This is a genomic window from Allobosea sp. 47.2.35, from assembly GCF_024655635.1.
Lineage (GTDB): Bacteria > Pseudomonadota > Alphaproteobacteria > Rhizobiales > Beijerinckiaceae > Allobosea.
In genome coordinates this window covers 261,625-281,459 of the sequence record NZ_JANLGI010000001.1, presented here as the reverse complement: position 1 = coordinate 281,459, position 19,835 = coordinate 261,625, and the positions used below count along the sequence as shown (strand labels likewise).

20 protein-coding genes are annotated in these 19,835 nt (G+C 67.5%); 10 read left to right on the top strand and 10 right to left on the bottom strand.

The window, feature by feature from the left end:
- The first annotated feature begins 210 nt into the window (after positions 1 to 210).
- Positions 211 to 1,734: an argininosuccinate lyase gene (locus tag NUV79_RS01415; RefSeq protein ID WP_257731289.1), complete on the top strand. Its 1,524-nt coding sequence runs from the start codon at positions 211 to 213 to the stop codon at positions 1,732 to 1,734.
- Between the two features lie 18 nt (positions 1,735 to 1,752).
- Here NUV79_RS01415 and NUV79_RS01410 read toward each other — a convergent pair whose 3' ends face one another.
- Positions 1,753 to 2,265 carry an NUDIX domain-containing protein gene (locus NUV79_RS01410; RefSeq protein WP_257731288.1) on the bottom strand — a complete coding sequence of 171 codons (513 nt, stop codon included), beginning with the start codon at positions 2,263 to 2,265 and terminating at the stop codon, positions 1,753 to 1,755.
- 332 nt (positions 2,266 to 2,597) lie between these two features.
- On the opposite strand from NUV79_RS01410, the gene NUV79_RS01405 reads away from it, so the two are divergent.
- Together NUV79_RS01405 and NUV79_RS01400 are read left to right on the top strand one after the other, a co-directional pair.
- The gene (locus tag NUV79_RS01405; RefSeq protein ID WP_257731287.1) at positions 2,598 to 3,491 is read left to right on the top strand and encodes a metallophosphoesterase family protein; all 894 of its coding nucleotides are present in this window, start codon (positions 2,598 to 2,600) and stop codon (positions 3,489 to 3,491) included.
- Positions 3,492 to 3,574: 83 nt separating this feature from the next.
- Positions 3,575 to 4,210, top strand: a complete 636-nt coding sequence (locus NUV79_RS01400) for a hypothetical protein (protein WP_257731286.1) — start codon at positions 3,575 to 3,577, stop codon at positions 4,208 to 4,210.
- A gap of 11 nt (positions 4,211 to 4,221) precedes the next feature.
- Here the strand turns inward: NUV79_RS01400 and NUV79_RS01395 are convergent, their stop codons facing one another.
- On the bottom strand, positions 4,222 to 4,968 hold the full coding sequence (locus tag NUV79_RS01395) for a glucose 1-dehydrogenase (protein ID WP_133562802.1): 747 nt from the start codon (positions 4,966 to 4,968) through the stop codon (positions 4,222 to 4,224).
- 104 nt (positions 4,969 to 5,072) lie between these two features.
- Positions 5,073 to 6,884, bottom strand: a complete 1,812-nt coding sequence (locus tag NUV79_RS01390; RefSeq protein ID WP_257731531.1) for an ATP-binding cassette domain-containing protein — start codon at positions 6,882 to 6,884, stop codon at positions 5,073 to 5,075.
- A gap of 132 nt (positions 6,885 to 7,016) precedes the next feature.
- Here NUV79_RS01390 and NUV79_RS01385 point away from each other — a divergent pair, with 132 nt between their 5' ends.
- Positions 7,017 to 7,355, top strand: a complete 339-nt coding sequence (locus NUV79_RS01385) for a hypothetical protein (RefSeq protein ID WP_257731285.1) — start codon at positions 7,017 to 7,019, stop codon at positions 7,353 to 7,355.
- A gap of 6 nt (positions 7,356 to 7,361) precedes the next feature.
- Here NUV79_RS01385 and NUV79_RS01380 read toward each other — a convergent pair whose 3' ends face one another.
- The 4 genes from NUV79_RS01380 to NUV79_RS01365 all read right to left on the bottom strand — a co-directional run bounded on the left by NUV79_RS01380 (position 7,362) and on the right by NUV79_RS01365 (position 11,315).
- Positions 7,362 to 8,408 (bottom strand): acyltransferase family protein, encoded by a 1,047-nt coding sequence (locus NUV79_RS01380; RefSeq protein WP_257731284.1) that lies wholly within the window; start codon positions 8,406 to 8,408, stop codon positions 7,362 to 7,364.
- 31 nt (positions 8,409 to 8,439) lie between these two features.
- Complete coding sequence (locus NUV79_RS01375) at positions 8,440 to 9,444, bottom strand: glucokinase (protein ID WP_257731283.1); 1,005 nt, start codon at positions 9,442 to 9,444, stop codon at positions 8,440 to 8,442.
- The gene (gene otnI, locus NUV79_RS01370; RefSeq protein ID WP_257731282.1) at positions 9,444 to 10,223 is read right to left on the bottom strand and encodes a 2-oxo-tetronate isomerase; all 780 of its coding nucleotides are present in this window, start codon (positions 10,221 to 10,223) and stop codon (positions 9,444 to 9,446) included. Before otnI ends, NUV79_RS01375 begins: the two co-directional genes overlap by 1 nt.
- 114 nt (positions 10,224 to 10,337) lie before the next feature.
- Positions 10,338 to 11,315: a hypothetical protein gene (locus NUV79_RS01365; RefSeq protein ID WP_257731281.1), complete on the bottom strand. Its 978-nt coding sequence runs from the start codon at positions 11,313 to 11,315 to the stop codon at positions 10,338 to 10,340.
- A gap of 177 nt (positions 11,316 to 11,492) precedes the next feature.
- Here NUV79_RS01365 and NUV79_RS01360 point away from each other — a divergent pair, with 177 nt between their 5' ends.
- Positions 11,493 to 11,885: a hypothetical protein gene (locus NUV79_RS01360; protein WP_257731280.1), complete on the top strand. Its 393-nt coding sequence runs from the start codon at positions 11,493 to 11,495 to the stop codon at positions 11,883 to 11,885.
- A 9-nt stretch (positions 11,886 to 11,894) separates the two neighbouring features.
- Here the strand turns inward: NUV79_RS01360 and NUV79_RS01355 are convergent, their stop codons facing one another.
- Together NUV79_RS01355 and mdoH are read right to left on the bottom strand one after the other, a co-directional pair.
- On the bottom strand, positions 11,895 to 12,653 hold the full coding sequence (locus NUV79_RS01355; RefSeq protein WP_257731279.1) for an FkbM family methyltransferase: 759 nt from the start codon (positions 12,651 to 12,653) through the stop codon (positions 11,895 to 11,897).
- Positions 12,650 to 14,464 (bottom strand): glucans biosynthesis glucosyltransferase MdoH, encoded by a 1,815-nt coding sequence (mdoH, locus tag NUV79_RS01350; RefSeq protein WP_257731278.1) that lies wholly within the window; start codon positions 14,462 to 14,464, stop codon positions 12,650 to 12,652. The genes NUV79_RS01355 and mdoH overlap by 4 nt, the downstream gene beginning before the upstream one ends.
- Positions 14,465 to 14,518: 54 nt before the next feature.
- Between mdoH and NUV79_RS01345 the strand changes: the two genes are divergently transcribed.
- Genes NUV79_RS01345 through NUV79_RS01330 form a run of 4 tightly spaced genes read left to right on the top strand, consistent with a single transcriptional unit; the run spans position 14,519 to position 17,876 of the window.
- A complete protein-coding gene (locus NUV79_RS01345; RefSeq protein ID WP_257731277.1) occupies positions 14,519 to 15,538 on the top strand; it encodes a zinc-dependent alcohol dehydrogenase in 1,020 nt (339 codons plus the stop codon).
- A 36-nt stretch (positions 15,539 to 15,574) separates the two neighbouring features.
- Entirely contained in the window at positions 15,575 to 15,976 is a 402-nt protein-coding gene (locus tag NUV79_RS01340) for a 6-pyruvoyl trahydropterin synthase family protein (RefSeq protein ID WP_257731276.1), read from the top strand.
- The gene (locus tag NUV79_RS01335) at positions 15,973 to 17,037 is read left to right on the top strand and encodes a glycosyltransferase family 4 protein (protein ID WP_257731275.1); all 1,065 of its coding nucleotides are present in this window, start codon (positions 15,973 to 15,975) and stop codon (positions 17,035 to 17,037) included. The genes NUV79_RS01340 and NUV79_RS01335 overlap by 4 nt, the downstream gene beginning before the upstream one ends.
- Positions 17,037 to 17,876 carry an SAM-dependent methyltransferase gene (locus tag NUV79_RS01330; protein WP_257731274.1) on the top strand — a complete coding sequence of 280 codons (840 nt, stop codon included), beginning with the start codon at positions 17,037 to 17,039 and terminating at the stop codon, positions 17,874 to 17,876. The genes NUV79_RS01335 and NUV79_RS01330 overlap by 1 nt, the downstream gene beginning before the upstream one ends.
- A 7-nt stretch (positions 17,877 to 17,883) precedes the next feature.
- Here the strand turns inward: NUV79_RS01330 and NUV79_RS01325 are convergent, their stop codons facing one another.
- Positions 17,884 to 18,447, bottom strand: coding sequence for a cytochrome b (locus NUV79_RS01325; protein WP_257731273.1), 564 nt, complete (start codon positions 18,445 to 18,447; stop codon positions 17,884 to 17,886).
- A 256-nt stretch (positions 18,448 to 18,703) separates the two neighbouring features.
- On the opposite strand from NUV79_RS01325, the gene ribA reads away from it, so the two are divergent.
- Positions 18,704 to 19,831: a GTP cyclohydrolase II RibA gene (ribA, locus tag NUV79_RS01320; RefSeq protein WP_257731272.1), complete on the top strand. Its 1,128-nt coding sequence runs from the start codon at positions 18,704 to 18,706 to the stop codon at positions 19,829 to 19,831.
- The last annotated feature ends 4 nt before the right edge of the window (positions 19,832 to 19,835 follow it).

The window sequence follows — 19,835 nt, the reverse complement described above, 5'->3', positions numbered from 1 at the left end:
GCGCGCCGGTCGTCGCAGGTCTCGCAGGCTCAGCCGGATCATCATGGAAAGCGCGTCTAGCAGAGCACCCGAGCGGCGTCCATCCGTCTTGTGTCGATCATCTGCGGGGGCTTGTCGGTCTCGCGGCTTTGGTCTCAACTCCGGTTTCCAAGCGGGGGAACAGGCCACGGAAGCGGCAGGCGATCTCGCCTGTCGGAACGGAGACGACCGATGCCCGGATATAAGCCGCTCGCCGCCGCCCTGCTTCTGGCGGCGATTGCCCTGCCCGCTCATGCCCAGCAGCCGGCGCCGCCGAAAGAGCCCGTCCGGGATGAGTTCTTCTGGCTCGGCGAGATCAACAAGGCGAGCACGGTCATCAATGCCGAGCAGGGCCTGCTCGACCGGGCGTTGGCGCCGAAGCTGGCGCAGGGCATCGCCAAGGTGATCGAGGCCGGCAACCAGCCCGGCGCCAGGCGGCCTTCGACCGTCATCACCTTCGAGCCGCTGATGATCAAGGAAGCCGGCGTCGAGGTCACGCTGATCCACGCCGGCCGTTCCAGCCAGGACATGCACGCGACCTATCGCGCCGCGATCATGCGCGACCGGCTCCTGACCTTGGCCGAACAGCTCAACCGGGCGACGCGGACCATGGTCGAGCTCGCCGGGACCCATCGCGACACGATCGTGCCCAACTACACCAACGGCGTCGCCGCCCAGCCCAACAGCTACGGCCATTACCTGCTCGGCCTCGTCGCCGGGCTCGACCGCGACGCACAGCGCATCCGCGAGACCTATGCCCGCGTCGATCGCTCGCCCATGGGCACGACCGTGCTCAACGGCACGAGCTGGCCGCTCGATCGCCAGCGCATGGCCGACTATCTCGGCTTCGCCGGCCTGGTCGAAAATGCCTATGACGCCTCGCAGATCGCCGCAGCCGATCTGCCCGTGGAGGTCGGCGGCATCGTCACCGGCATCGCGCTGCATGTCGGCGGCTTCATCGAGGACGTGATGACGCAATATGCGCAGTCGCGCCCCTGGATCATCCTGCGCGAGGGTGGCGGCAACACCTATGTCTCCAGCGCCATGCCGCAGAAGCGCAATCCCGGCCTGCTGAACGGCACCCGCGAGGACGCCTCGACCGCGCTCTCGCTGGCGATGGGACCAGTCTTCCGGGCGCATAACATCCCGCCCGGCATGCCCGACGCCAAGGACGCGAAAGCCAACAGCGCCATGACCGACAGCGCGACCAAGGCCCTGCAGGGCCTCGACCGCATCCTGAAGGCGCTCGCAATCGACCCGGAACGTGCGCTGGAAGAGCTGAACAGCGACTGGACCGCGTCGCAGGAACTCGCTGACGTGCTGATGCGGAAATACAAGCTGCCCTTCAGGGCCGGCCATCATTTCGCGTCGGAGGTCGTCGACTACGCCAAGCTCAACAACATCAAGCCGACCGAATTTCCCTATGCGCAGGCGCAGGCGATCTACCGCAAGGCCGCGCCGGAGATGGGGCTCGCCGCTGCCGATCTGCCGATGAGCGAGGCCGAGTTCCGCTCGACGCTCGATCCCCTGGCGATCATCAAGAACCGCGCGACATCGGGCGGTCCGCAGCCGGCGGAGATGGACCGGATGCTAGTCGAGGCGAAACAGCGCCTCGACCGGCAGGATGTCTGGATCAAGGATCGCCGCGCCAGGATCACCGCCGGCTTGGCCAAGCTCGACGCCGATTTCGGCACGCTGGCGAAAGGCGCGAACTGAACGGCCGGGCTCCCGCCCTCACCACTCCGCGGCAGGCGGCTGTCCGGAGATGATCTCCGCCAGCCGCCGCCGCGTCGCCGGTGTCGTCCCCTCCGGCAGGCGGTCCAGCGCGAAGAAGCCGGCCTCGGCGATCTCGCGATCGGGCTGCTTGGCCTGCTCGATCGAAAAGGAGCGGACGACGAACAGCGCAACATGGTCACGCCGCGAGATGCGCCGGTTCAGGAAGAGTCCGTGAAGGCTTGGGCTTCCGCCCAGAATAACACCGGCCTCCTCCGACAGCTCCCGCTCCAGCGCGTCAAGCATCGTCTCGCCGACCTCGACGCCGCCGCCCGGCAGATACCAGCCGGGGATATAGGTATGGCGTACCAGACAGACCTCGCCGCGATCATTGAGCACGGCGGCCCGGACCCCGAGCGTCATGCCTCGCGCGAAGCGGAAATAGACATGCAGCAGCCGGCTGAGCAGGCGCTGCCCGAGCGAGCGCGGCTTCTCCAGATCGATCTCGGCTGGTTGGGGCGTCGCTGATTGCATCCGATCGAGTCTCAAGGGCGAGTTAATTGTCTATGCAAAAATCGCATGACGGACCGTCAAGTAGATCGGTTGTTCTGCCACAAACGCGCCCCAAATGAGGCAGATATCGCTGCCCAACCACAGGACACCAGGACCATGCTGCTCTCTTTCATCATCGCTCGCTTCAAGGCCAAGCCGGCCTATGTCTGGAAGCCCGCCGTCACCATGACCGATTCCCGCATCGTGTCGGAACTGACCGGCGCCGCCAACTGAGGTCTTCCGACCTTTCCGCAGTCCAGGCGCGCCATCGGCGCGCTTGACTGACGGCCTCTTGCGAGGGCAAGCGCTAGAGCGTGTTCAAGCTCGCGCATCTGTCCGACCCGCATCTCGGCCCGCTCGCCGGGTTTTCGCTGCATCAGCTCTTCGGCAAGCGCGCGACCGGCTACGTCAACTGGCGTCGCAAGCGCAGGCACGCCCATGACATGGATATCCTGGCGCGCATCGTCGCCGATATCCACGCCCATGAGCCGGACCACGTCGCCTGCACCGGCGATGTCGCCCATATCGGCCTGCCCGACGAATTCAAGACCGCCATCGCCTTCCTCGACGAGCTCGGCCCGCGCGAGACGGTCAGCTTCGTGCCGGGCAATCACGATGCCTATGCCCGCTCCTCGCTGAAGCCACTGGCCGGCCTGCTCGCGCCCTGGATCGCCGATGACGAGGGCAAGCCGGGCTACCCCTGGTATCGGCGCCGCGGCCCCGTCGCGCTGATCGGCGTCAATAGCGGCGTGCCCACCTTGCCGCTGATGGCCACAGGCCGCGTCGGCAGCGAGCAGATCGCCCGCACCGAGGCGCTGCTGGACCGCGCCCGCGACGAGGGCCTGATCCGCGTCGTGCTGATCCATCACCCGCCCTATACCGGCGGCGCCAAGCGCGGCCGCGAGTTGGTCGACGCCGCCGCCTTCGAGGCGATGCTCAAGCGCAAGGGCGCCGATCTCGTCCTGCATGGCCATAATCACAGCTTCTCGCTGGCCTGGCGGCCAGGCCTGCTTCGCGATGTGCCGATCGTCGGCGTACCCTCGGCCTCGATCGGCCCGCGCGGGCATGGCGAACTCGGGACCTGGCACCTCTTCCGCATCGAGGGCGATGCCGGCGCGCCACGGATCACGCTGGAGCAGCGCGGCTTCGAGCCGGACGGCACCGTCATCCGCCGCCAGGAGATCGCGCTGCACGCAAAGGCAGTCTGACGCGATACCGCGAGGTTTCGAGAGCGCCGTTTACGGGTCTTTCACGGCCGGCGCCTAGAATTCCCTTGCGGAAGGAATGCGCCATGTTCGCTGGGACGCTCGGCAGAAGCCAGTTCTTCGTCAGATCCTGCCTGGTCGGCATCGCGGAAGCCGTCCTGCTCATCATTTGCGTCGCCGTGCAATACGAGGCGTTCTTCGGCCCTCCCGGAGAAGGGCGGCACCGGCTTGCCGCGATCACCTTCCTGATCAGCGCCTTCTTCGGCTTCAAGCGCATCGGCTTCGCCATCCGTCGCAATCGCGATGCCGGCGGCGGCGATATCCTGCCCGGCCTCTATGCAATCGGCATCTGCACGGCGCTCGTCCTGCAGACCCAGGCCCTGATCGTGCGGACGAATGACAGCCCGTTCAACAATACGCAATATGCCGGAATTCTCGCCTTCATCCTGATCGGCATGTGGCTCTACCTGCTGTTCGCCGCCTCCGCTCCGGGCGCCGCAACCGCGAACAGCCCATTTTTCTCAGGCTTCGGCCGCGGCAGCGAGGGCGACACGACCGCCGCCCCCTCTCATCTCTCGCTCGCCATGGAGCAGGCGATCGCCGGCACCAAGCCGATTCCGGCCGCGCCCATACCGGTCCAGCCGCAGGGCTTTCTCGGATCGGTCCGGCGGCCCCCACCGCCGCCCCAGCGAACCGAGTTCGGCCGGCGCGGCGTCAAGTAACCCGTCTGCGATCAGACGCAGCGGCCGCCATCGACGGCGAGCACCGAGCCCGTCACCATGTCGGCCTCGTCCGAGCACAGGAACAGCGCGGCATTGGCGATGTCCTGCGGCGTCGAGAACCGGCCCCACGGGATCGAGGCCGTGAACTGTGCGCGGCGCTCAGGCGTGTCCTCGCCCATGAAGGTGGCGAGCAGCGGCGTCTCGCCGGCAACCGGCGCGATGGCGTTGACGCGGATCTTGTCCGGCGCGAGCTCGACCGCCATCGACTGCGAGATCAGGTTCGCGGCGCCCTTCGAACCGTTGTACCAGGTCAGGCCCGGACGCGGGCGCACACCAGCCGTCGAGCCGATATTCAGGATCACGCCGCCGCCATGCTGCCGGAAATGCGGCACGGTCGCGCGCGCCATCAGGTAGATCGACTTCACGTTCACCGCGAAGATCCGGTCGAACTCCTCCTCGGTCACCTCGGTCATCGGCTTGTTGCGATGGGTGGTGCCGGCATTGTTCACGACGATGTCGAGCCGCCCGACCTTGGCGAGGATCTTCTCGACCGCCTTGTCGACGCTCTTGGCCTTGCCGACATCGCAGGTCACGGCGAAGGCCTTGCGGCCGATCGCCTTGGCGGCTTCCTTGGCCTTGTCGCCGTTGATGTCCAGCACCGCGACGCGCGCGCCCTCGCGCACGAAGGTCTCGGCGATGCCGAAGCCGAACCCTTGCGCCGCGCCGGTCACCAGCGCGGTCTTGCCCTTCAGTCTCATGGTCGCTCCTCGTGCTCTGCGATTGCGCGATGTTTGAAACGATTGAGCGCCCCGGTAAATGCGCTTTCGCGCGCAGGCCGATACGGAAATCGAATAGCGGGGCTTTAGGCCCCGATCTCCTCGCGCAGCATTTCCAGCTCCAGCCAGCGCTCCTCGGCTTCGCCGATCTCGCGAGCGACCTCTTCCAACCGCGCCGTCGCCTTGGCGAAGAGCTTCGGATCGCGGGTGTAGAGATCGCCGGCAACCGCCGTGTTGAGCTTCGCGGCTTCCGCCTGCAAGGCGTCGATCTTCTTCGGCAGTGTCTCCAGCGCATGCTTCTCGTTGAAGGAGAGCTTGCGCTTGGAGGTGGATGCGGCCTGCGCCGACGCAGCGGTCTTGGGCGCGGCAGGCGCTGCCTTCTCGACCGGCCGCGCCTTGGCCCCGACGCCGCGCCCGCGCTGCGCCAGCATATCGGAATAGCCGCCGGCGAATTCGGTCCAGACGCCGTCGCCATCGGAGATCAGCACGGATGAGACGACACGGTCGATGAAGTCGCGGTCGTGGCTGACCAGCAGGACGGTGCCCTGATAGTCGGCAAGCAGTTCCTGCAGCAGGTCGAGCGTCTCGAGGTCGAGATCGTTGGTCGGCTCGTCCAGCACCAGCAGGTTCGAGGGTTTGGCCAGCGCGCGCGCCAGCATCAAACGTCCGCGCTCGCCGCCCGAGAGCGCACCGACCGGCGTGCCGCGTTGGATCGGCTGGAACAGGAAGTCCTTCATATAGGAGATGACATGGCGCGGCTGGCCGCCGACCATGACCTGGTCCGAGCCGCCGCCGGTCAGGACATCGCCGAGCGGCGTCTCCGGATCGAGGCTCTCGCGGCGCTGGTCGAGCGTCACCATCTCCAGCGCGGTGCCGAGCTTCACCTTGCCGGAATCCGGCGCGAGCGCCCCGGTCAGCAGGTTGATCAGCGTGGTCTTGCCGGCGCCGTTCGGTCCGACGATGCCGATCCGGTCGCCGCGCGCGACGCGCAGCGACAGGTTCTTGACGATGGTATTGTCGCCATAGGCCTTGGCAACGTCGATCGCCTCGATGACGAGCTTGCCGGAGGCCTGCGCCTCGCTCGCCTCCAGCCGGACATTGCCTTGCGCGGCTCGTGCGGTGCGGCGCTGGTCGCGCAAGGCATGCAGCTCGCCGAGCCGGCGCTGGTTGCGCGTGCGCCGGGCGCTGACGCCATAGCGCAGCCAGTCCTCCTCGCGGGCGATCTTGCGGTCGAGCTTGTGGCGATCAAGCTCCTCCTGCGCCAAAACCTCGTCGCGCCAGGCCTCGAACTCACCGAACCCCCTCTCGGCTCGCTTGGTCACGCCGCGATCGAGCCAGATCGTCGCGCGCGAGAGCGAGGTCAGGAAGCGCCGGTCGTGGCTGATCAGTACCATGGCCGAGCGCAGCGATTTCAGCTCCTGCTCCAGCCATTCGATGACGGGCAGGTCGAGATGGTTGGTCGGCTCGTCGAGCAGCAGGATATCCGGCTCCGGCGCGAGCACCCGCGCCAGCGCCGCGCGACGCCCCTCGCCGCCCGACATCGAGGCCGGGTTCTCCTGCCCGGTCAGGCCGAGTTCGGCAAGCAGGTATTGCGCGCGATAGGCGTCGTCGCCCGGTCCAAGGCCAGCCTCGACATAGGCGAGCGCCGTATCGAACCCGGTGAAGTCAGGCTCCTGCGGCAGGTAGCGGATGGTCGAGCCCGGCTGGACGAAGCGCTCGGCATGGTCGGGCTCGACGAGCCCCGCCGCGATCTTGAGCAGCGTCGACTTGCCCGAGCCATTGCGGCCGACAAGGCAGACGCGCTCCCCGGCCGAGACCGCGATCTCGGCGGCTTCGAGCAGAGGCTGTCCGCCGAAAGTGAGCGCGACGTCGCGCAGATGCAGCAAGGGGGCCATGATCCGTCCTGTGTTCGCCTGCGGGATAGACCGCCACTGCTCCGCTGTCACGCCCGCATGCCATGGCACGGCCCTTGCCAGCTCCTACCCACCCCTTATCGTGATCGGGAGCGGGGCCTGATGAGTCCAAGAGCGATGCCCAGCGAACGCCCGATCGGGATCGGCCATAATGGCGGCCCGCCCTTGAAGGAGCGCAAGCGCCGCGCCGCCACCGGCTCAGGCAGTATCGGCCGCTATTTCGATTGGCGCTTCGCCCATCGCAAGGCCTGGAAGAAGCCGCGCGAGATCGCGCTTCGGCGCGAGGAGAAGGCCTCGGCGCTCGGCCTCACCTATGAGGAATATTCGCTGGAGGTCATGGAGCGCGGGTATTTCCCGCAGCCCGAACATGTCGAAACGATCAAGTCGAAACGGGCCCAGCGACGCAAGGATGGCGGCGTGGTCGGCCAGTCCCTGAAGGGCATGAAGCTGAGCTGAGCCGCCTCAGCCACCGAGCCAGCGCCGGGCCAGACGCGTCGCCGGCTTCTCGAAGAAGCGGTAGAGCAGCAGCGCGGCAATGACGGAACCGACGAGCGCCAGCGCGATATAGAGCGCCGGCGAATGCAGTCCGAGCCGCAGCACGACCTCGCGCACCCCCCGGATCACGAAGGGGTGGACGAGATAGAGCGCATAGGAGGCGTCGCCGACCGCTGCCAGCGCCTTCACCGGCGGCAAGGGCACTATGCCCTCACGGCCGCAGCCGGCGGCGAGCATCAGCAGGACGGCGGCCCCACCGCGCCACAACACGCTGCTCCACGGCCCATCCGTGCCGGGAATATGGGCAGCCGCGACCAATAGTGCGGCACCGGCCATCGCAATGGCTATCCGCAATGCCCCATGCAGCCGAAGGCCCTTCTGCCTGAGAACCGCGATCCCCATACCCGCCGCGAATTCGAGCACGATCGGCTGGCCCCAGAAGCCGAAGGGCAGCGAGAGCGGCCCCTTCAGGCTCTCGGCCGAGACCAGCAGCGCCAGCACGAGCGTGATCGCCGGCAGTGTCCAGCGTCGCGGCAGCATCAGCCCGGCCGCGAACAGGACGTAGAACAGCATCTCGTAATTGAGCGTCCAGCCCAGCGAATAGACCGGCTGGACGAAGCCTTGCGTCGAGACCACCGGCCAGAACAGGTAGGAGCCGAGGATTTGCTGGAGGTTCGGCACGCCCGAGTTGAGCACGGCCGGAACGGCGAGACCGACCAGCAGGAACAGCGTCGTCATCGCCCAGTAGAGCGGCACGATCCGGGCCAGCCGCCGTTTCAGGAACAGGCTGGAGGCGCCATCCCGGCCGAACAGGTCCTGCGAAGCATGGACCATGATGAAGCCGGAGACGACAAAGAAGATGTCGACGCCCGCCATCCAGGGCAAGAGGTCGCTGCGCGTGAAGCTCAGGCCCGCGCGCGCCGCGACCACGGCCGCATCCGGCTGGACATGGTGAATCGCGACCATGAAGGCCGCGAGCGCGCGCAGGACCTGGATCGAATGGATGGGCTGCACGCGAACCTATGCGACGTGGTGAGAAGGCCGCTCAGCCAAACCACAGCCGCTTGGGATCGTCGAGCCCGAAGCGATGCAGATTGGCGGCGATCGCCGCCAGCCCCTGCTCGGCCGCGTCCGTCGCGGTGATCACATGCAGCGCGAAACGCTCCGCAAGCTCCTCCATCGGCGGCTTGCCGGCGAAGGCCGTGCGAATCGCCGTCTTGTCGGCGAGCGGCAGCAGATGCGGCGCGATGCCGCCAGCGATGTAGACGCCGCCGGTCGCCTTGAAGACGAGGGCAAGATCGCCGGCGACACGCGCCAGCAGGCGCCAGAAGCAGACCACCGCCATCAAGGCCGCCGGATCGCCGTCATGCGCGAGGCGGGAGACATCCGCCGCGCTGACCTCCGCCTCCAGCATGCCGGAGGTCCGGGCCACCGCCTTGTGCAGGCGCACGAGCCCGTCGCCGCTCAGGAGATGCTCGACCGTCAGGCGTGGAATGCCTTCGCTCAGCGCCGGCCAGATCTTCTGCTCGGTCTGGTCTTCCGGTCCGATGCCGATATGGCCGGATTCGGTGGGGATCAGCACGCCGCGCTCGCCCCGCATCAGCAGGGCGGCCGCGCCAAATCCGGTCCCCGGCCCCAGCACCAACTTAACGCCTTCGGGCTCGGGATCACCCTCGACCAATGTCGTGAGATCGCCGGGCTTGAGCACCGCGAGCGAGGCCGAGAGCGCCTCGAAATCATTGACCATCAGCCCTTGAGTCAAGCCGAGCGCTTCCGCGATCCGCGGCCCGTCGAGATGCCAGACCGCGTTCGTCAGTTGCGCCTGCCGGCCATCGAGCGGGCCGGCCACCGCCAGCACGGCGGAGCGCGGCTTCTCCGGGAGATCGGCGAGGACGGCGGCAAAGGCTGCTTCCGCCGTCGGGTGGCTGCCCGTGCCGATCCGTGCCAACGGCCGGTGCACGCAATCCGCATCGCTCACCAGCGACAAGCGGCAGTTCGTACCGCCGATATCGGCGACCAGCACCGGATAGGAGATCGAGGGCGGGCGCATCAGAGCGGCTTCCGCCAGGGCGCGAACCAGCCGAGCCCTTCGAGCGTGCCGGCCTCCGGACGGTACTCGCAGCCGACGAAGCCGTCATAGCCAAGGCCGTCGAGCTGGTTGAACAGCGTCGGATAGTCCGGTCCCGAGGCGTCCGGCTCATGCCGGCCGTTGGCGCGGGCGATCTGGACATGGCCGACGAGCGGGTAGAGCGCCTTCAGCCTGGCCGAGACGTCGCCATGGATCAGCTCGCAATGATACATGTCGAATTGCAGCCGCACATTCGGCCGACCGGATTCACGGACAAAAGCCGCCGCCTGATCGAAATCGTTGAGGAAATAGCCCGGCATGTCCTTGCCGTTGATCGGCTCCAGCAGGAGGTCGATGCCCTGCTCGCCGAGCTTGTCGGCGGCATAGGCGAGCGAAGCCCGGTAGGTCTTCTGCGCGATGGGGTCGTTGGGGTCGGCAAGCCCCGCCATCATGTGCAGGCGCTTGACCCCGGTCTCGTGCACATAGGACAGCGCGGTCTCGACCGAGGCCCTGAATTCGTCCTCGCGGCCCGCCAGCGAGGCGATACCACGCTCACCCTTGGCGAAATCGCCGGGCGGCAGGTTGTAGAGCGCCTGCGTGAGGTTGCCGCCCGTCAGCGCGAGCCCGACCTGCTCGGGCGTATGCTCATAGGGAAACAGGAATTCGACCGCCTCGAACCCCGCCTCGGCGGCCGCCTTGAAGCGATCGAGGAATTCCCATTCGGTGAACATCATCGACAGGTTGGCGGCAAAACGCGGCATGGGTCTCTCTGCAGGCTCGGCGGTATCGGTCGCCGCAGGCTAAACCGATGCGCCCGCCGCGTCATGGCCAAACGCGACGGGGAGGCAATGCGTTCCGCTACGACCCGCCTGGCCTCACTTCTTCTCGGGCTTCGGCGGCGGGTTGGGATCGGTCGAGAAGCGCCGGAACACCATGTCGGGCGAAGAGGTGTTGTGGCGCGAATGCGTCGTGCGCCCCATCCAGATGTCGGTCGCCTTGCCGCCGGGATAGGACATCAGCGCCTCCTCGCGCCAGCCCTTGGCGCCAGGCTCGCGCAGCGCGATGCGGGCGACGTCGTTGTTGAACTCGGTGACATACATCGAGCGCAGCGCCAGGAAGCCCTTGCCCCCCGTCACCGGCTTGTCGAGCACGGCATCGAGCACCATCCGGTTCTCGTCGACGCTGTCCAGCTTGAGGCTGCCGGACGAGCCGTCCTTGAAGTTCAGCTTGAAGGTCAGCGTCTTCGGATCGAATTCGATCTCCTTGATGTTCACGACCGGGCGCCCCTCTTGCTCGATCGGCCCGAACAGGAAGGAGGAGCCATAGGAGGAGAAGCCGAGATGCTCCGGCGGCAGCGGCCTTGCGCGCCAGTTGCCGTCCTGCGGATAGACGACGAGCACCTCATGCGACTTGTCCTTGCCGAGCTTCCAGAGCTGGACGAGGTGCAGCCCCTTTTCCACGCGCTCGCCGACGCGGAAGGTCGCCTCGGCCGGGCGCCAGAAGCTCGGGAAGGTATACCCGACCAGCCAGTAGTCGATCGATTCGTAGAAGGTGACGCGGCGCGGCGGCGTCGGCGGCGCGAAGGACGGATCGCCCTTCATGTCGCAATTCGTCCAGTCGGCATCCCAGTTGTCGCGCACGAGCCCCGCGACATAGGCCGGATGCGCTGCCTCGATCTGGAAGCGCCGCACCTCGGGCGAGACCGCCTTGATCGTGACGTTGTCCTTCTCGGCGCAGAGCACCGGCTCGGATTCGTTCTTCACCTCGACGGCAACCTCGCCTGCTGCCCGCGCGACCGTCAGCGAGGCAAGGAGAGCGAGCGAAACCGCGAGTGGGCGAAGACAGCGAGTCATGGTGATCCCTGATAATGAGGTTCGGCCAGCCTGAGCGCTATGAGATGAACCGCGGCTGACCGGCTTGTGGCGAAACGGCGGCAGCCGCGACAACGAGCCCGCTTCCGGCAGCCGGCACCGCACTGCTACGAACGGGAGACGCAGAAGTTCCCATTTCCGCAACGCACGGAGCGATCGATGCAGCCGCTGCTTTTGGGTGCCGGGGTGGTGATGGCGTTGACGGCGCTGGTCCATTCGGTCGTCGGCGAACTCCTGATCTTCCGGCAACTGCGCCGCGGCAACATCGTTCCGACCGAAGGCGGCCCGCTGCTCCGGGAGCGCCATGTCAGGATTCTCTGGGCGAGCTGGCACCTCGTCAGTATCCTGGGCTGGGCGCTCGCCGCGATCCTGATCGCGATGGCGCAGACGCCGGCCACGCCTCTGCCGAACGCGTGGCTGCTGAAGGTCGCGATTGCCGCCTCGCTGGCAGGCTCGGCTCTGGTGCTGTTCGCGACGCGCGGGCGCCATCCCGGCTGGTTCAGCCTGCTGGTCGCCGCGATCCTGGCCTGGCTCGGCGGTAGCAGCCTCTGAAGCCGCGCTTCAGCCCGTCAAGATGGCGTAGACATCGCCCGAATTGGCCTCATGCGGCAGGCTGCGCAAGTAATCGCCCATCGCCTCGGCGCTCGCCGGCTCAGCGAGCTCGAGCACCTGGCTCTCGCCGATCGCGACATTGAAGCGATAGGGGCCGAGCGTTTCCAGCAGCACGAGGCAAGCCTCCGCGACATCGCGCTGGATCGTCGTGAACTCGAAGGAAATCACCGGCACCGCCTTGGTCAGCCCGGCCAGCACATGCGCCTCGAAGCCCTCGACATCGATCTTGAGCAGCTTCGGCAGGCCATAGCGCTGGATCAACCGATCGAGCGTCGTGCAGGGAACGGTGATCTCATGATCCCAGACCTGTCCCTCCCAGCCTCCGGCCCCCGCGGCGGCGCCGATGAAGGCGGCCGAGGCGGTCGAGACCGTGGGGTTCTTGCTGTTGATCCGGAGCGCGATCGAGCCCTCATGGTCGCCGCAGGCCGCCTCGACCAGCGTCACCAGCGGGTCGCGCCGATGGATCAGGCGGATGACGCGGGCGGGGCCCGGCTGCGGCTCCAGCGCGACGACACGCGCGCCCAGCCGACGGAAGGAGGAGATCCGGTCACCGACATGGGCGCCGATATCGAAGGCGAGGTCGCCCGGCTTCAGGAAGGCCCCGTAGAGGCGGTCCATCGCCGCATGGCGCTCCTTGTCGCCGTGATAGATGCGCAGCGAGCGCGACAGTGCCTTCACCGTTCCCTTGGGGTAGGTGACGGCGTTCATGCCGCCTCTCCATCGCGGATCGCCGCGAGCACGGGCGGCAGGTCGAAATCCTCGGGGATGCCGCAGAGCCCGCGCCGCGCCAGAAAGGCGCCGCAAGCCGGCGCTGCCGTCAGCATCGCGAAGGGGATCGCCAGCACATAGCCCGCGGTCAGCGGCAGCGACCAGACCAGCACAGCCGGCGCCATCAGGCCCAGCGTGACGAAGAGATAAGCCCCGAACAGCAGATGCGGCCACAGCCCTGCTAAAGCGGTGGCGAAGGACAGCGCGCGGGCGTCGCGCGCCTGCCCGTTCCAGCCGATCCTCACCCGCCCGAACGCGAGCCCGATCATGAACAGCGTCGTCCGGAAGCTCGACACAGCGCCCTGCAAGAAGGCAAAGACGAGTTCGATCGCCGCCGAGACGAGGAACCGCGCCTTGCCGCCATAGCGTGCGACGCCGCCGCGCGTCAGCAGGATGTCGGCAAAGCCCGCGAGCTTCGGCGAGAGGTACATCGCCAGGAACAGCAGGTAGAGCCCGCCGGCCAGCACGACCGGGTAGTCGGCAATCGCCCGATCCTCGAAGACCTTGAGCGGGAGAAGCGCGATCATCAGCGTCCAGGCCGGCAGCCCGAGGAACATCAGAATCGCCCAGACCAGCTGGAAGCGGCTCATCGGCTTGAGGCCGGGGAGGTCGAGGAGCTTGAGATATTGCAGGTTGCCGAGGCACCAGCGCAGGTCGCGCGTGGCGAAGTCGAGCATGGTCGGCGGGTTCTCTTCCCAGCTTCCGCCCTCGACCGGCAGCACGCGCACCTCATAGCCGGCGCGGCGCATCAGGGTCGCCTCGACCTGGTCATGGCTCATCACCGCGCCGCCCAGCGGCGGCCCGCCCGGCAGTAGCGGCAGATGGCAGTGATCGCGGAACGGCGCGATCCGCACCAGCGCGTTATGTCCCCAGAACGGCCCGCAATCGCCGCCCCACCAGGCCGAGCCCATGGTGTAGGGCCGCATGCCATGACGCATGCCGAACTGGAAGATACGGGCGAAGGCCGAACGGCTGGGCATGCCGACCACGAGACTCTGCAGGATTCCGAGCTTCGGATGGGCCTGCATCATTCGGGCCATCCCAAGGATCGTCTCGCCCGCCATGACGCTGTCGGCATCGAGCGGCAGCATCAGTTCGTAGCGCTCGCCCCAGCGCTCGCAGAAATCGCGGAGATTGCCGGCCTTGAACCCGGCATTGTCGCTGCGACGGCGATAGGTCAGCCTCGCCGGATCGCCGAGTTCTCGCGCCCAGGCCTCGGCCAGCCTTTTCTCGGCTTCGGCAACCGCCGGATCGTTCGTGTCCGACAGCACGAAATAATCGAACCAGCCGCCCTCGCCGGTCGCATCGAGACTGTCCTTGACGACCTTCAGGCGACGGAAGGCGCGCGCCGGGTCTTCGTTGCGCAAGGTCATCAGCACGGCCGTGCGCAGGGTGAGCGGCACCGCCTCTGCGTTGGCCGAGGCAAAGGGCGTGACCTCGGCGAGCCCGTCCGCCTTGCCATGCAGGAGCCAAAGCCCGATCGCGGCATTCCAGAAGCCGAGCACGGTCCAGGGAGCGCCGAACAGGAAGGCGATGAAGATCGCGACATCCGCGACGCTCCAGCCGCCCGCACCCAGCACGCGAGCAAGCCCGGCAAGCAGCAGGGCCAGCGTGACGAGATTCAGGACAAGGACGAGGAACCGCCGGCGGCGCAGCACCGTTTCCGCCTGCAGCCCGGCCGGGGTCAGACCGTTCGGCCCGGCCTCTTGCGCCGCCCGCCGGAACGTGGTCGGAGCGGGACGCTGGTTCATGGCGGTCTCTGTCATGGTAGGCAGACAGGCTCGGACGGACGGGATCGGACGCGAATGGCGCGGGAGCTAAAGCCTGCAACACCGATTGACGCAAGGACCAAGGCTCTTGCGCTTTGGTATACAGCGCCCCGTGAATGCAACCTGAACGAGGTCGCCCTGCCCGCGCTGGGGCCGCAGGATTGCCTGCTCACGACACTCTGGAGCGGCGTCAGTCGCGGCACCGAGCGGCTGGTCTGCGAGGGCCGCGTGCCCTGTTCCGAGCACAAGCGCATGCGCGCCCCCTTCCAGGAGGGCAGCTTCCCGTTCCCCGTCAAATACGGCTATTGCGCCGTCGGCCGCGTCGATGCCGGCCCTCGGGACATACTCGGCCGCGTCGCCTTCTGCCTGCATCCGCATCAGGACCGCTTCGTCGCCCCGCGCGACAGGCTCGTCCTCGTGCCCGCTAGCGTCCCGCCCCGGCGCGCCATCCTCGCCGCCAACATGGAGACCGCGCTCAATGCCCATTGGGATGCCGGTTCCGGCCCCGCTGACAGGATCGTGATCGTCGGCGGTGGCGTTCTCGGCCTGCTCGTCGCCTGGCTGGCGGCCCGGTTGCCCGGAGCCGAGGTCACGCTCGTCGATGTCGAACCAAGCCGCGCCGCGCTCGCCGCCGAACTGGGCTTCGGCTTCGCGCTACCCGATGCCACGCCGCGCGATGCCGACATCGTCTTCCACGCCAGCGCGACAGCGGCGGGCCTCGCCACCGCCATCACAGCAGCGGGCACCGAAGCGCGGATCGTCGAGCTCAGCTGGTATGGCGAAGGCGCCGTTCCCGCCGCTCTCGGCGGCGCCTTCCATGCGCGGCGCCTCCAGCTCATCTCCTCGCAGGTCGGCCTTGTCTCGGCCTCGCGGCGCGCGCGATGGAGCTATGCCCGCCGAGCGGAAGCCGCGATGGCCCTGCTCGCCGACGACCGGCTCGATGCGCTGATCACCGACGAGATCGCTTTCCCCGATCTGCCGCAAAGGCTGCCCGGCCTGCTCGCGCCCGGAGCGGCTGGCCTGACCGCCGCGATTTGCTATGAAACGCGGCCCTGACCGGGCCGCATCGCCAACCCATCTCCGGGAGATCGCATGTTTTCCGTCGAAGTCCGCGACCGCATCATGATCGGCCATTCCCTGCCCGATCCCTTCTTCGGTCCGGCGCAGAAAATGCACGGCGCCACCTTCGTGGTCGATGTCGCCTTCTTCCGGGAGACGCTGAACAGGCAGAACGTCGTCGTCGATATCGGCGCCGCGCTCGACACCCTCGCGGAGACGCTGAAGCCGTTAAAGTATCAGAACCTCGACGCCCTCCCGCAATTCGCCGGCGTGCTGACCACCACCGAATTCCTCTGCAAGCACATCTTCGATGCCATGGCGGCGGCGGCGAAATCCGGCGCGCTCGGCGCCGACGGCGCGGGGCTGGACAGGATTCGCGTCACCTTGCACGAGACCGACCTCGCCCGCGCCAGCTATGAGGGCGCGCTGGCGTGAGTGCCATCGTCTTCGCCATCCCCGGCGACATCGACGCGCCGACAGGCGGCTACGGTTACGACCGGCGTCTCCTGCGCGAATGGCGTGAAGCGGGTATCGAAGCCCGCCATCTCGCGCTGCCCAGCTCCTTCCCCTTTCCGACTGAGGCCGATTTCACAGCAACGGAAAAGCTCCTCGCTGCAACCGCACCCGACGACATCCTGCTCGTCGATGGCCTCGCCTATGGCGCCTTTCCGGAAGCACTTGCCGCACGGTTTGCGGACCGGTTGGTCGCACTGGTCCACCATCCGTTGGCGCTGGAGACCGGACACAATCCGGCAGTAGCCACGGCACTGCGTCGCAGCGAAACCCTGGCGCTGCGCCATGCACGCGCCGTCGTGGCCTCCAGCCCCGCGACGAAGCTGACCCTGGCGACGGAATTCGATGTCCCCGCCGACAAGATCGCCGTCGCGATCCCCGGCACGGACCCGGCGCCACGATCGAAGGGGTCCGGTCGCGGCGAGGCGCTGCATATTCTCGCCGTCGGCTCGCTGATCCCGCGCAAAGGCTACAGCGTCCTCATCGCCGCGCTGACGGCCATCGCGGACCGGCCCTGGACCCTGACCATCGCTGGCACGCCCGATCACGCGCCCGCGACGGCAGCGGAATTGCGCGATGGCATCGCCCGTGCCGGCCTCTCGGAACGGATCTTGCTGGCCGGAGGTATCGGTGCCGACAGGCTCGCGCAACTCTATGACGAAGCGGATCTTTTCGTGATGTCATCGCTCTATGAAGGTTACGGCATGGTGCTGACCGAGGCGCTGGCACGCGGCCTGCCGATCGTCACCACGCTGAGCGGCGCCGGCGCCGAGGCCCTGCCCGATGCTGCAGCCCTCAAGGTGCCGCCCGGCGACGCAGCGGCACTTGCCAAGGCACTCGCGAGACTGATTGATGCGCCGGCAGAGCGTCGGCAGCGTGCCGATGCAGCGTGGACCGCAGCCGGCGACTTGACGCGTTGGAGCGAGACCGCGCGCATCGTCGCAGACGTCTGCCTGCGCGGCGACGGCCGAAAGGTGGGGTAATGGCTGGTTTCTCTCCGGAATGGCTCGCCTTGCGCGAGCCCGCAGATCATGCGGCGCGCAATCCGCAGGTTCTCGCGGCGGTCGGCAGCTACTTCGCCGACAAGGCCTCGCTCTCGGTGCTCGATCTCGGCTGCGGCGCCGGCTCCAACCTGCGCGCGACCTACGCCGCCCTGCCCGACCGCCAGCACTGGACGCTCGTGGACCATGACGCGGAACTCCTCGCCTTCGCCCGCGAGCGCCTGACGGGCTGGGCCGACGAAGCGCGCGAGCAGGGCGAGGAACTCGTTCTCGCCAAGGGCGACAAGACGATCACGGTCGACACCCGTAAGGTCGACCTGAACACCGATCTAGAATGGGTACTGGGTTGGCAGCCTGACCTCGTCACCGCCGCCGCGCTGTTCGATATCGCCTCGAAGCGCTGGATCGAGCGCTTCGTCGCCGCGCTCGCCAGCCAGCATCTACCCCTCTACGCCGTGCTGACTCATGACGGCCACGAGACCTGGCTGCCGGAGCATCCGGCCGATATCGGCATCCATGCCGCCTTCACCGATCATCAGCATCGCGACAAGGGCTTTGGCCCCGCCGCTGGCCCGGATGCCTGCGAGCTCATGGCCGAAGCCTTCCGCAAGTCGGGCTTCGCCGTTTCCAGCGGCGACAGCAACTGGCTGCTCGATGCGAAGCGCCGGCCTCTGCAGGAGGCCTTGGCTGAAGGCATCGCCATGGCCGTCGGCGAAACTGGCCGCCTCGATGCCAAAACGATCGCGGATTGGCTCGCCGCACGCCGCGAAGCCCAATCAGCTATGGTCGGCCATCAGGACCTCTGGGCTCGGCCGATCTAGCCGGGCGCTACTTCAGCCATGGCAGCATGCGCCGCATCACGCCATCCTTGAGGATCAGGTAGTGATGCAGGGCGGCGCCGATATGCATCAGCGCGAGCGCCCCGATCGCCAGCGCGAGCTTGCCGTGGATGTCGAGCACGCGCTTGGCCGCGTCCTCGTTGGGCTTCGCCAGCGCCGGCAGGTTGAACAGATCGAAGATCGTCAGTGCCGGAAACAATGACACTCCGATCCAGCCGAGCAGCGGCACGACGATCAGCAGGCCGTAGAGCAACCAGTGCACCAGATGCGAGGCGGCCTTCTGCCACCAGGCCAGAGTCGGCTCGTCCAGCGGCGCACCGTGCAGCAGGCGATAGGCCAGGCGCCCGACCATCAGCCAGAGCAACAGGAAACCGACGAGCTTATGGGCGCTGTAGAGCCCGTTGGTCAGCCCATCCCAGATATTCAGGACATTGCCGCGATAGCTCATCGCGAGCCCGACCGGGATCATCGCGAAGACCGCGACCACGGTGATCCAGTGCAGGGCCCGGGCAACCGGGCTGTAGACGCGGGTTGCCGGCATGTCGCCTTGCATCGGAAAGCCTCCTCACCTGCTGCCGAAACGATATTCATCTCACGTTCAAGCGCGTGCGCCCATAGGACGACGACATGCTCCGAAAGTTCCCGTTTTCGCTTGCCGACGGACATCATCTGACGCGGTTTTGATCATGGAACCGGCGCCCCGCCCGCCACGTTGCTGGCAGAGCGCACTGCAAGGCCCTATATCGATACCCGATGGTGCCCTGGATGCCCCCTCGGCCGTTCGCCGGCCCAATCTGACGGACTTTTCGATGCCTGAGTCGCGTACGCTCTTCGGCCCATCCCTCCAGACGGATCTCGTGAAGGTCGAACGGGCGATCGCCGAGTTTCGCGCCGGCCGCCCCGTCCTGCTCCGCGATGGCGAGCGATTGGCGCTCGCCCTTGCCGCCGAGCTCGCCGACGCCGAACTCGCCCGCCGCTTCGATGGCCTGGCACAGGGCCGCGGCCATCTCGTGCTGAGCGCTGCGCGCTTGCGCCGGCTCGGTGCCAAGGGGCGCCTGGAGACCGGGATTTTTGCACTTCCGACCATCGACACCAGCCGCATCGAAACACTCGCACTCAAGCTCGACGGCCGCATGGATGCGCCCGTCGCCCCGGCCTCGGCCTTGGACGAGGCCGCGCTGGAACTCGCCCGCCTCTCGCTCGTGCTGCCGGCCGTGATCCTCGTTCCCGTAAGCGCCGAGACCGTCGCGAACGAGCCGCTCGTCGAGGTCGCGATCGCCGCCGTAAACGGCTACCGCGCCGAGCAGGCGGCGACGCTGAAGATCGTCGGCCGCGCCCCGGTGCCGCTCGAAGGCGCGCCCGACACCGAATTCGTCGTCTTCCGCGGCGGTGAGGGCCTGCGCGATCAGGTCGCGATCATCGTCGGCAAGCCCGACCTTGCGTCTGCCGTGCCGGTGCGCCTGCACTCAGCCTGCCTGACCGGGGACCTGTTCGGTTCGCTGAAATGCGATTGCGGCGACCAGCTCCGCGAGACCGTGCAGTGGATGGCCGAGAACGAGGGCGGCATCCTGCTCTATCTCGACCAGGAAGGCCGCGGCAACGGCATCTCCAACAAGATGCGCGCCTACAAGCTGCAGAGCCAGGGCTGGGACACCTATGACGCCGACGAGGTCCTCGGCTTCGATCTCGACCAGCGCCATTTCGACTTCGCCGCGACCATGCTGAAGCAGCTCGGCGTTGCCAGCGTCGTGGCGCTGACCAACAACCCACAGAAGATCGGCGCGATCGAGGCCGCCGGGCTCGAGGTCGCCGCGACCCAGCGCGTGCTCGGGCGCCCGAACGCACACAACGTCCGCTATCTCGCCTCCAAGCGCGACCGCGCCGGCCATTTCATCGACATGGACGCGCTGATGGCGCGCGCCGCCCCGACGGATTGACCCC

Coding starts and splice junctions, on each gene's coding strand:
- NUV79_RS01415 (WP_257731289.1), top strand. CDS start 211: ATGCCCGGATATAAGCCGCTCGCCGCCGCCCTGCTTCTGGCGGCGATT.
- NUV79_RS01410 (WP_257731288.1), bottom strand. CDS start 2,265: ATGCAATCAGCGACGCCCCAACCAGCCGAGATCGATCTGGAGAAGCCG.
- NUV79_RS01400 (WP_257731286.1), top strand. CDS start 3,575: ATGTTCGCTGGGACGCTCGGCAGAAGCCAGTTCTTCGTCAGATCCTGC.
- NUV79_RS01395 (WP_133562802.1), bottom strand. CDS start 4,968: ATGAGACTGAAGGGCAAGACCGCGCTGGTGACCGGCGCGGCGCAAGGG.
- NUV79_RS01385 (WP_257731285.1), top strand. CDS start 7,017: ATGCCCAGCGAACGCCCGATCGGGATCGGCCATAATGGCGGCCCGCCC.
- NUV79_RS01375 (WP_257731283.1), bottom strand. CDS start 9,444: ATGCGCCCGCCCTCGATCTCCTATCCGGTGCTGGTCGCCGATATCGGC.
- otnI (WP_257731282.1), bottom strand. CDS start 10,223: ATGCCGCGTTTTGCCGCCAACCTGTCGATGATGTTCACCGAATGGGAA.
- NUV79_RS01365 (WP_257731281.1), bottom strand. CDS start 11,315: ATGACTCGCTGTCTTCGCCCACTCGCGGTTTCGCTCGCTCTCCTTGCC.
- NUV79_RS01360 (WP_257731280.1), top strand. CDS start 11,493: ATGCAGCCGCTGCTTTTGGGTGCCGGGGTGGTGATGGCGTTGACGGCG.
- NUV79_RS01355 (WP_257731279.1), bottom strand. CDS start 12,653: ATGAACGCCGTCACCTACCCCAAGGGAACGGTGAAGGCACTGTCGCGC.
- mdoH (WP_257731278.1), bottom strand. CDS start 14,464: ATGAACCAGCGTCCCGCTCCGACCACGTTCCGGCGGGCGGCGCAAGAG.
- NUV79_RS01345 (WP_257731277.1), top strand. CDS start 14,519: ATGGCGCGGGAGCTAAAGCCTGCAACACCGATTGACGCAAGGACCAAG.
- NUV79_RS01340 (WP_257731276.1), top strand. CDS start 15,575: ATGTTTTCCGTCGAAGTCCGCGACCGCATCATGATCGGCCATTCCCTG.
- NUV79_RS01330 (WP_257731274.1), top strand. CDS start 17,037: ATGGCTGGTTTCTCTCCGGAATGGCTCGCCTTGCGCGAGCCCGCAGAT.
- NUV79_RS01325 (WP_257731273.1), bottom strand. CDS start 18,447: ATGCAAGGCGACATGCCGGCAACCCGCGTCTACAGCCCGGTTGCCCGG.
- ribA (WP_257731272.1), top strand. CDS start 18,704: ATGCCTGAGTCGCGTACGCTCTTCGGCCCATCCCTCCAGACGGATCTC.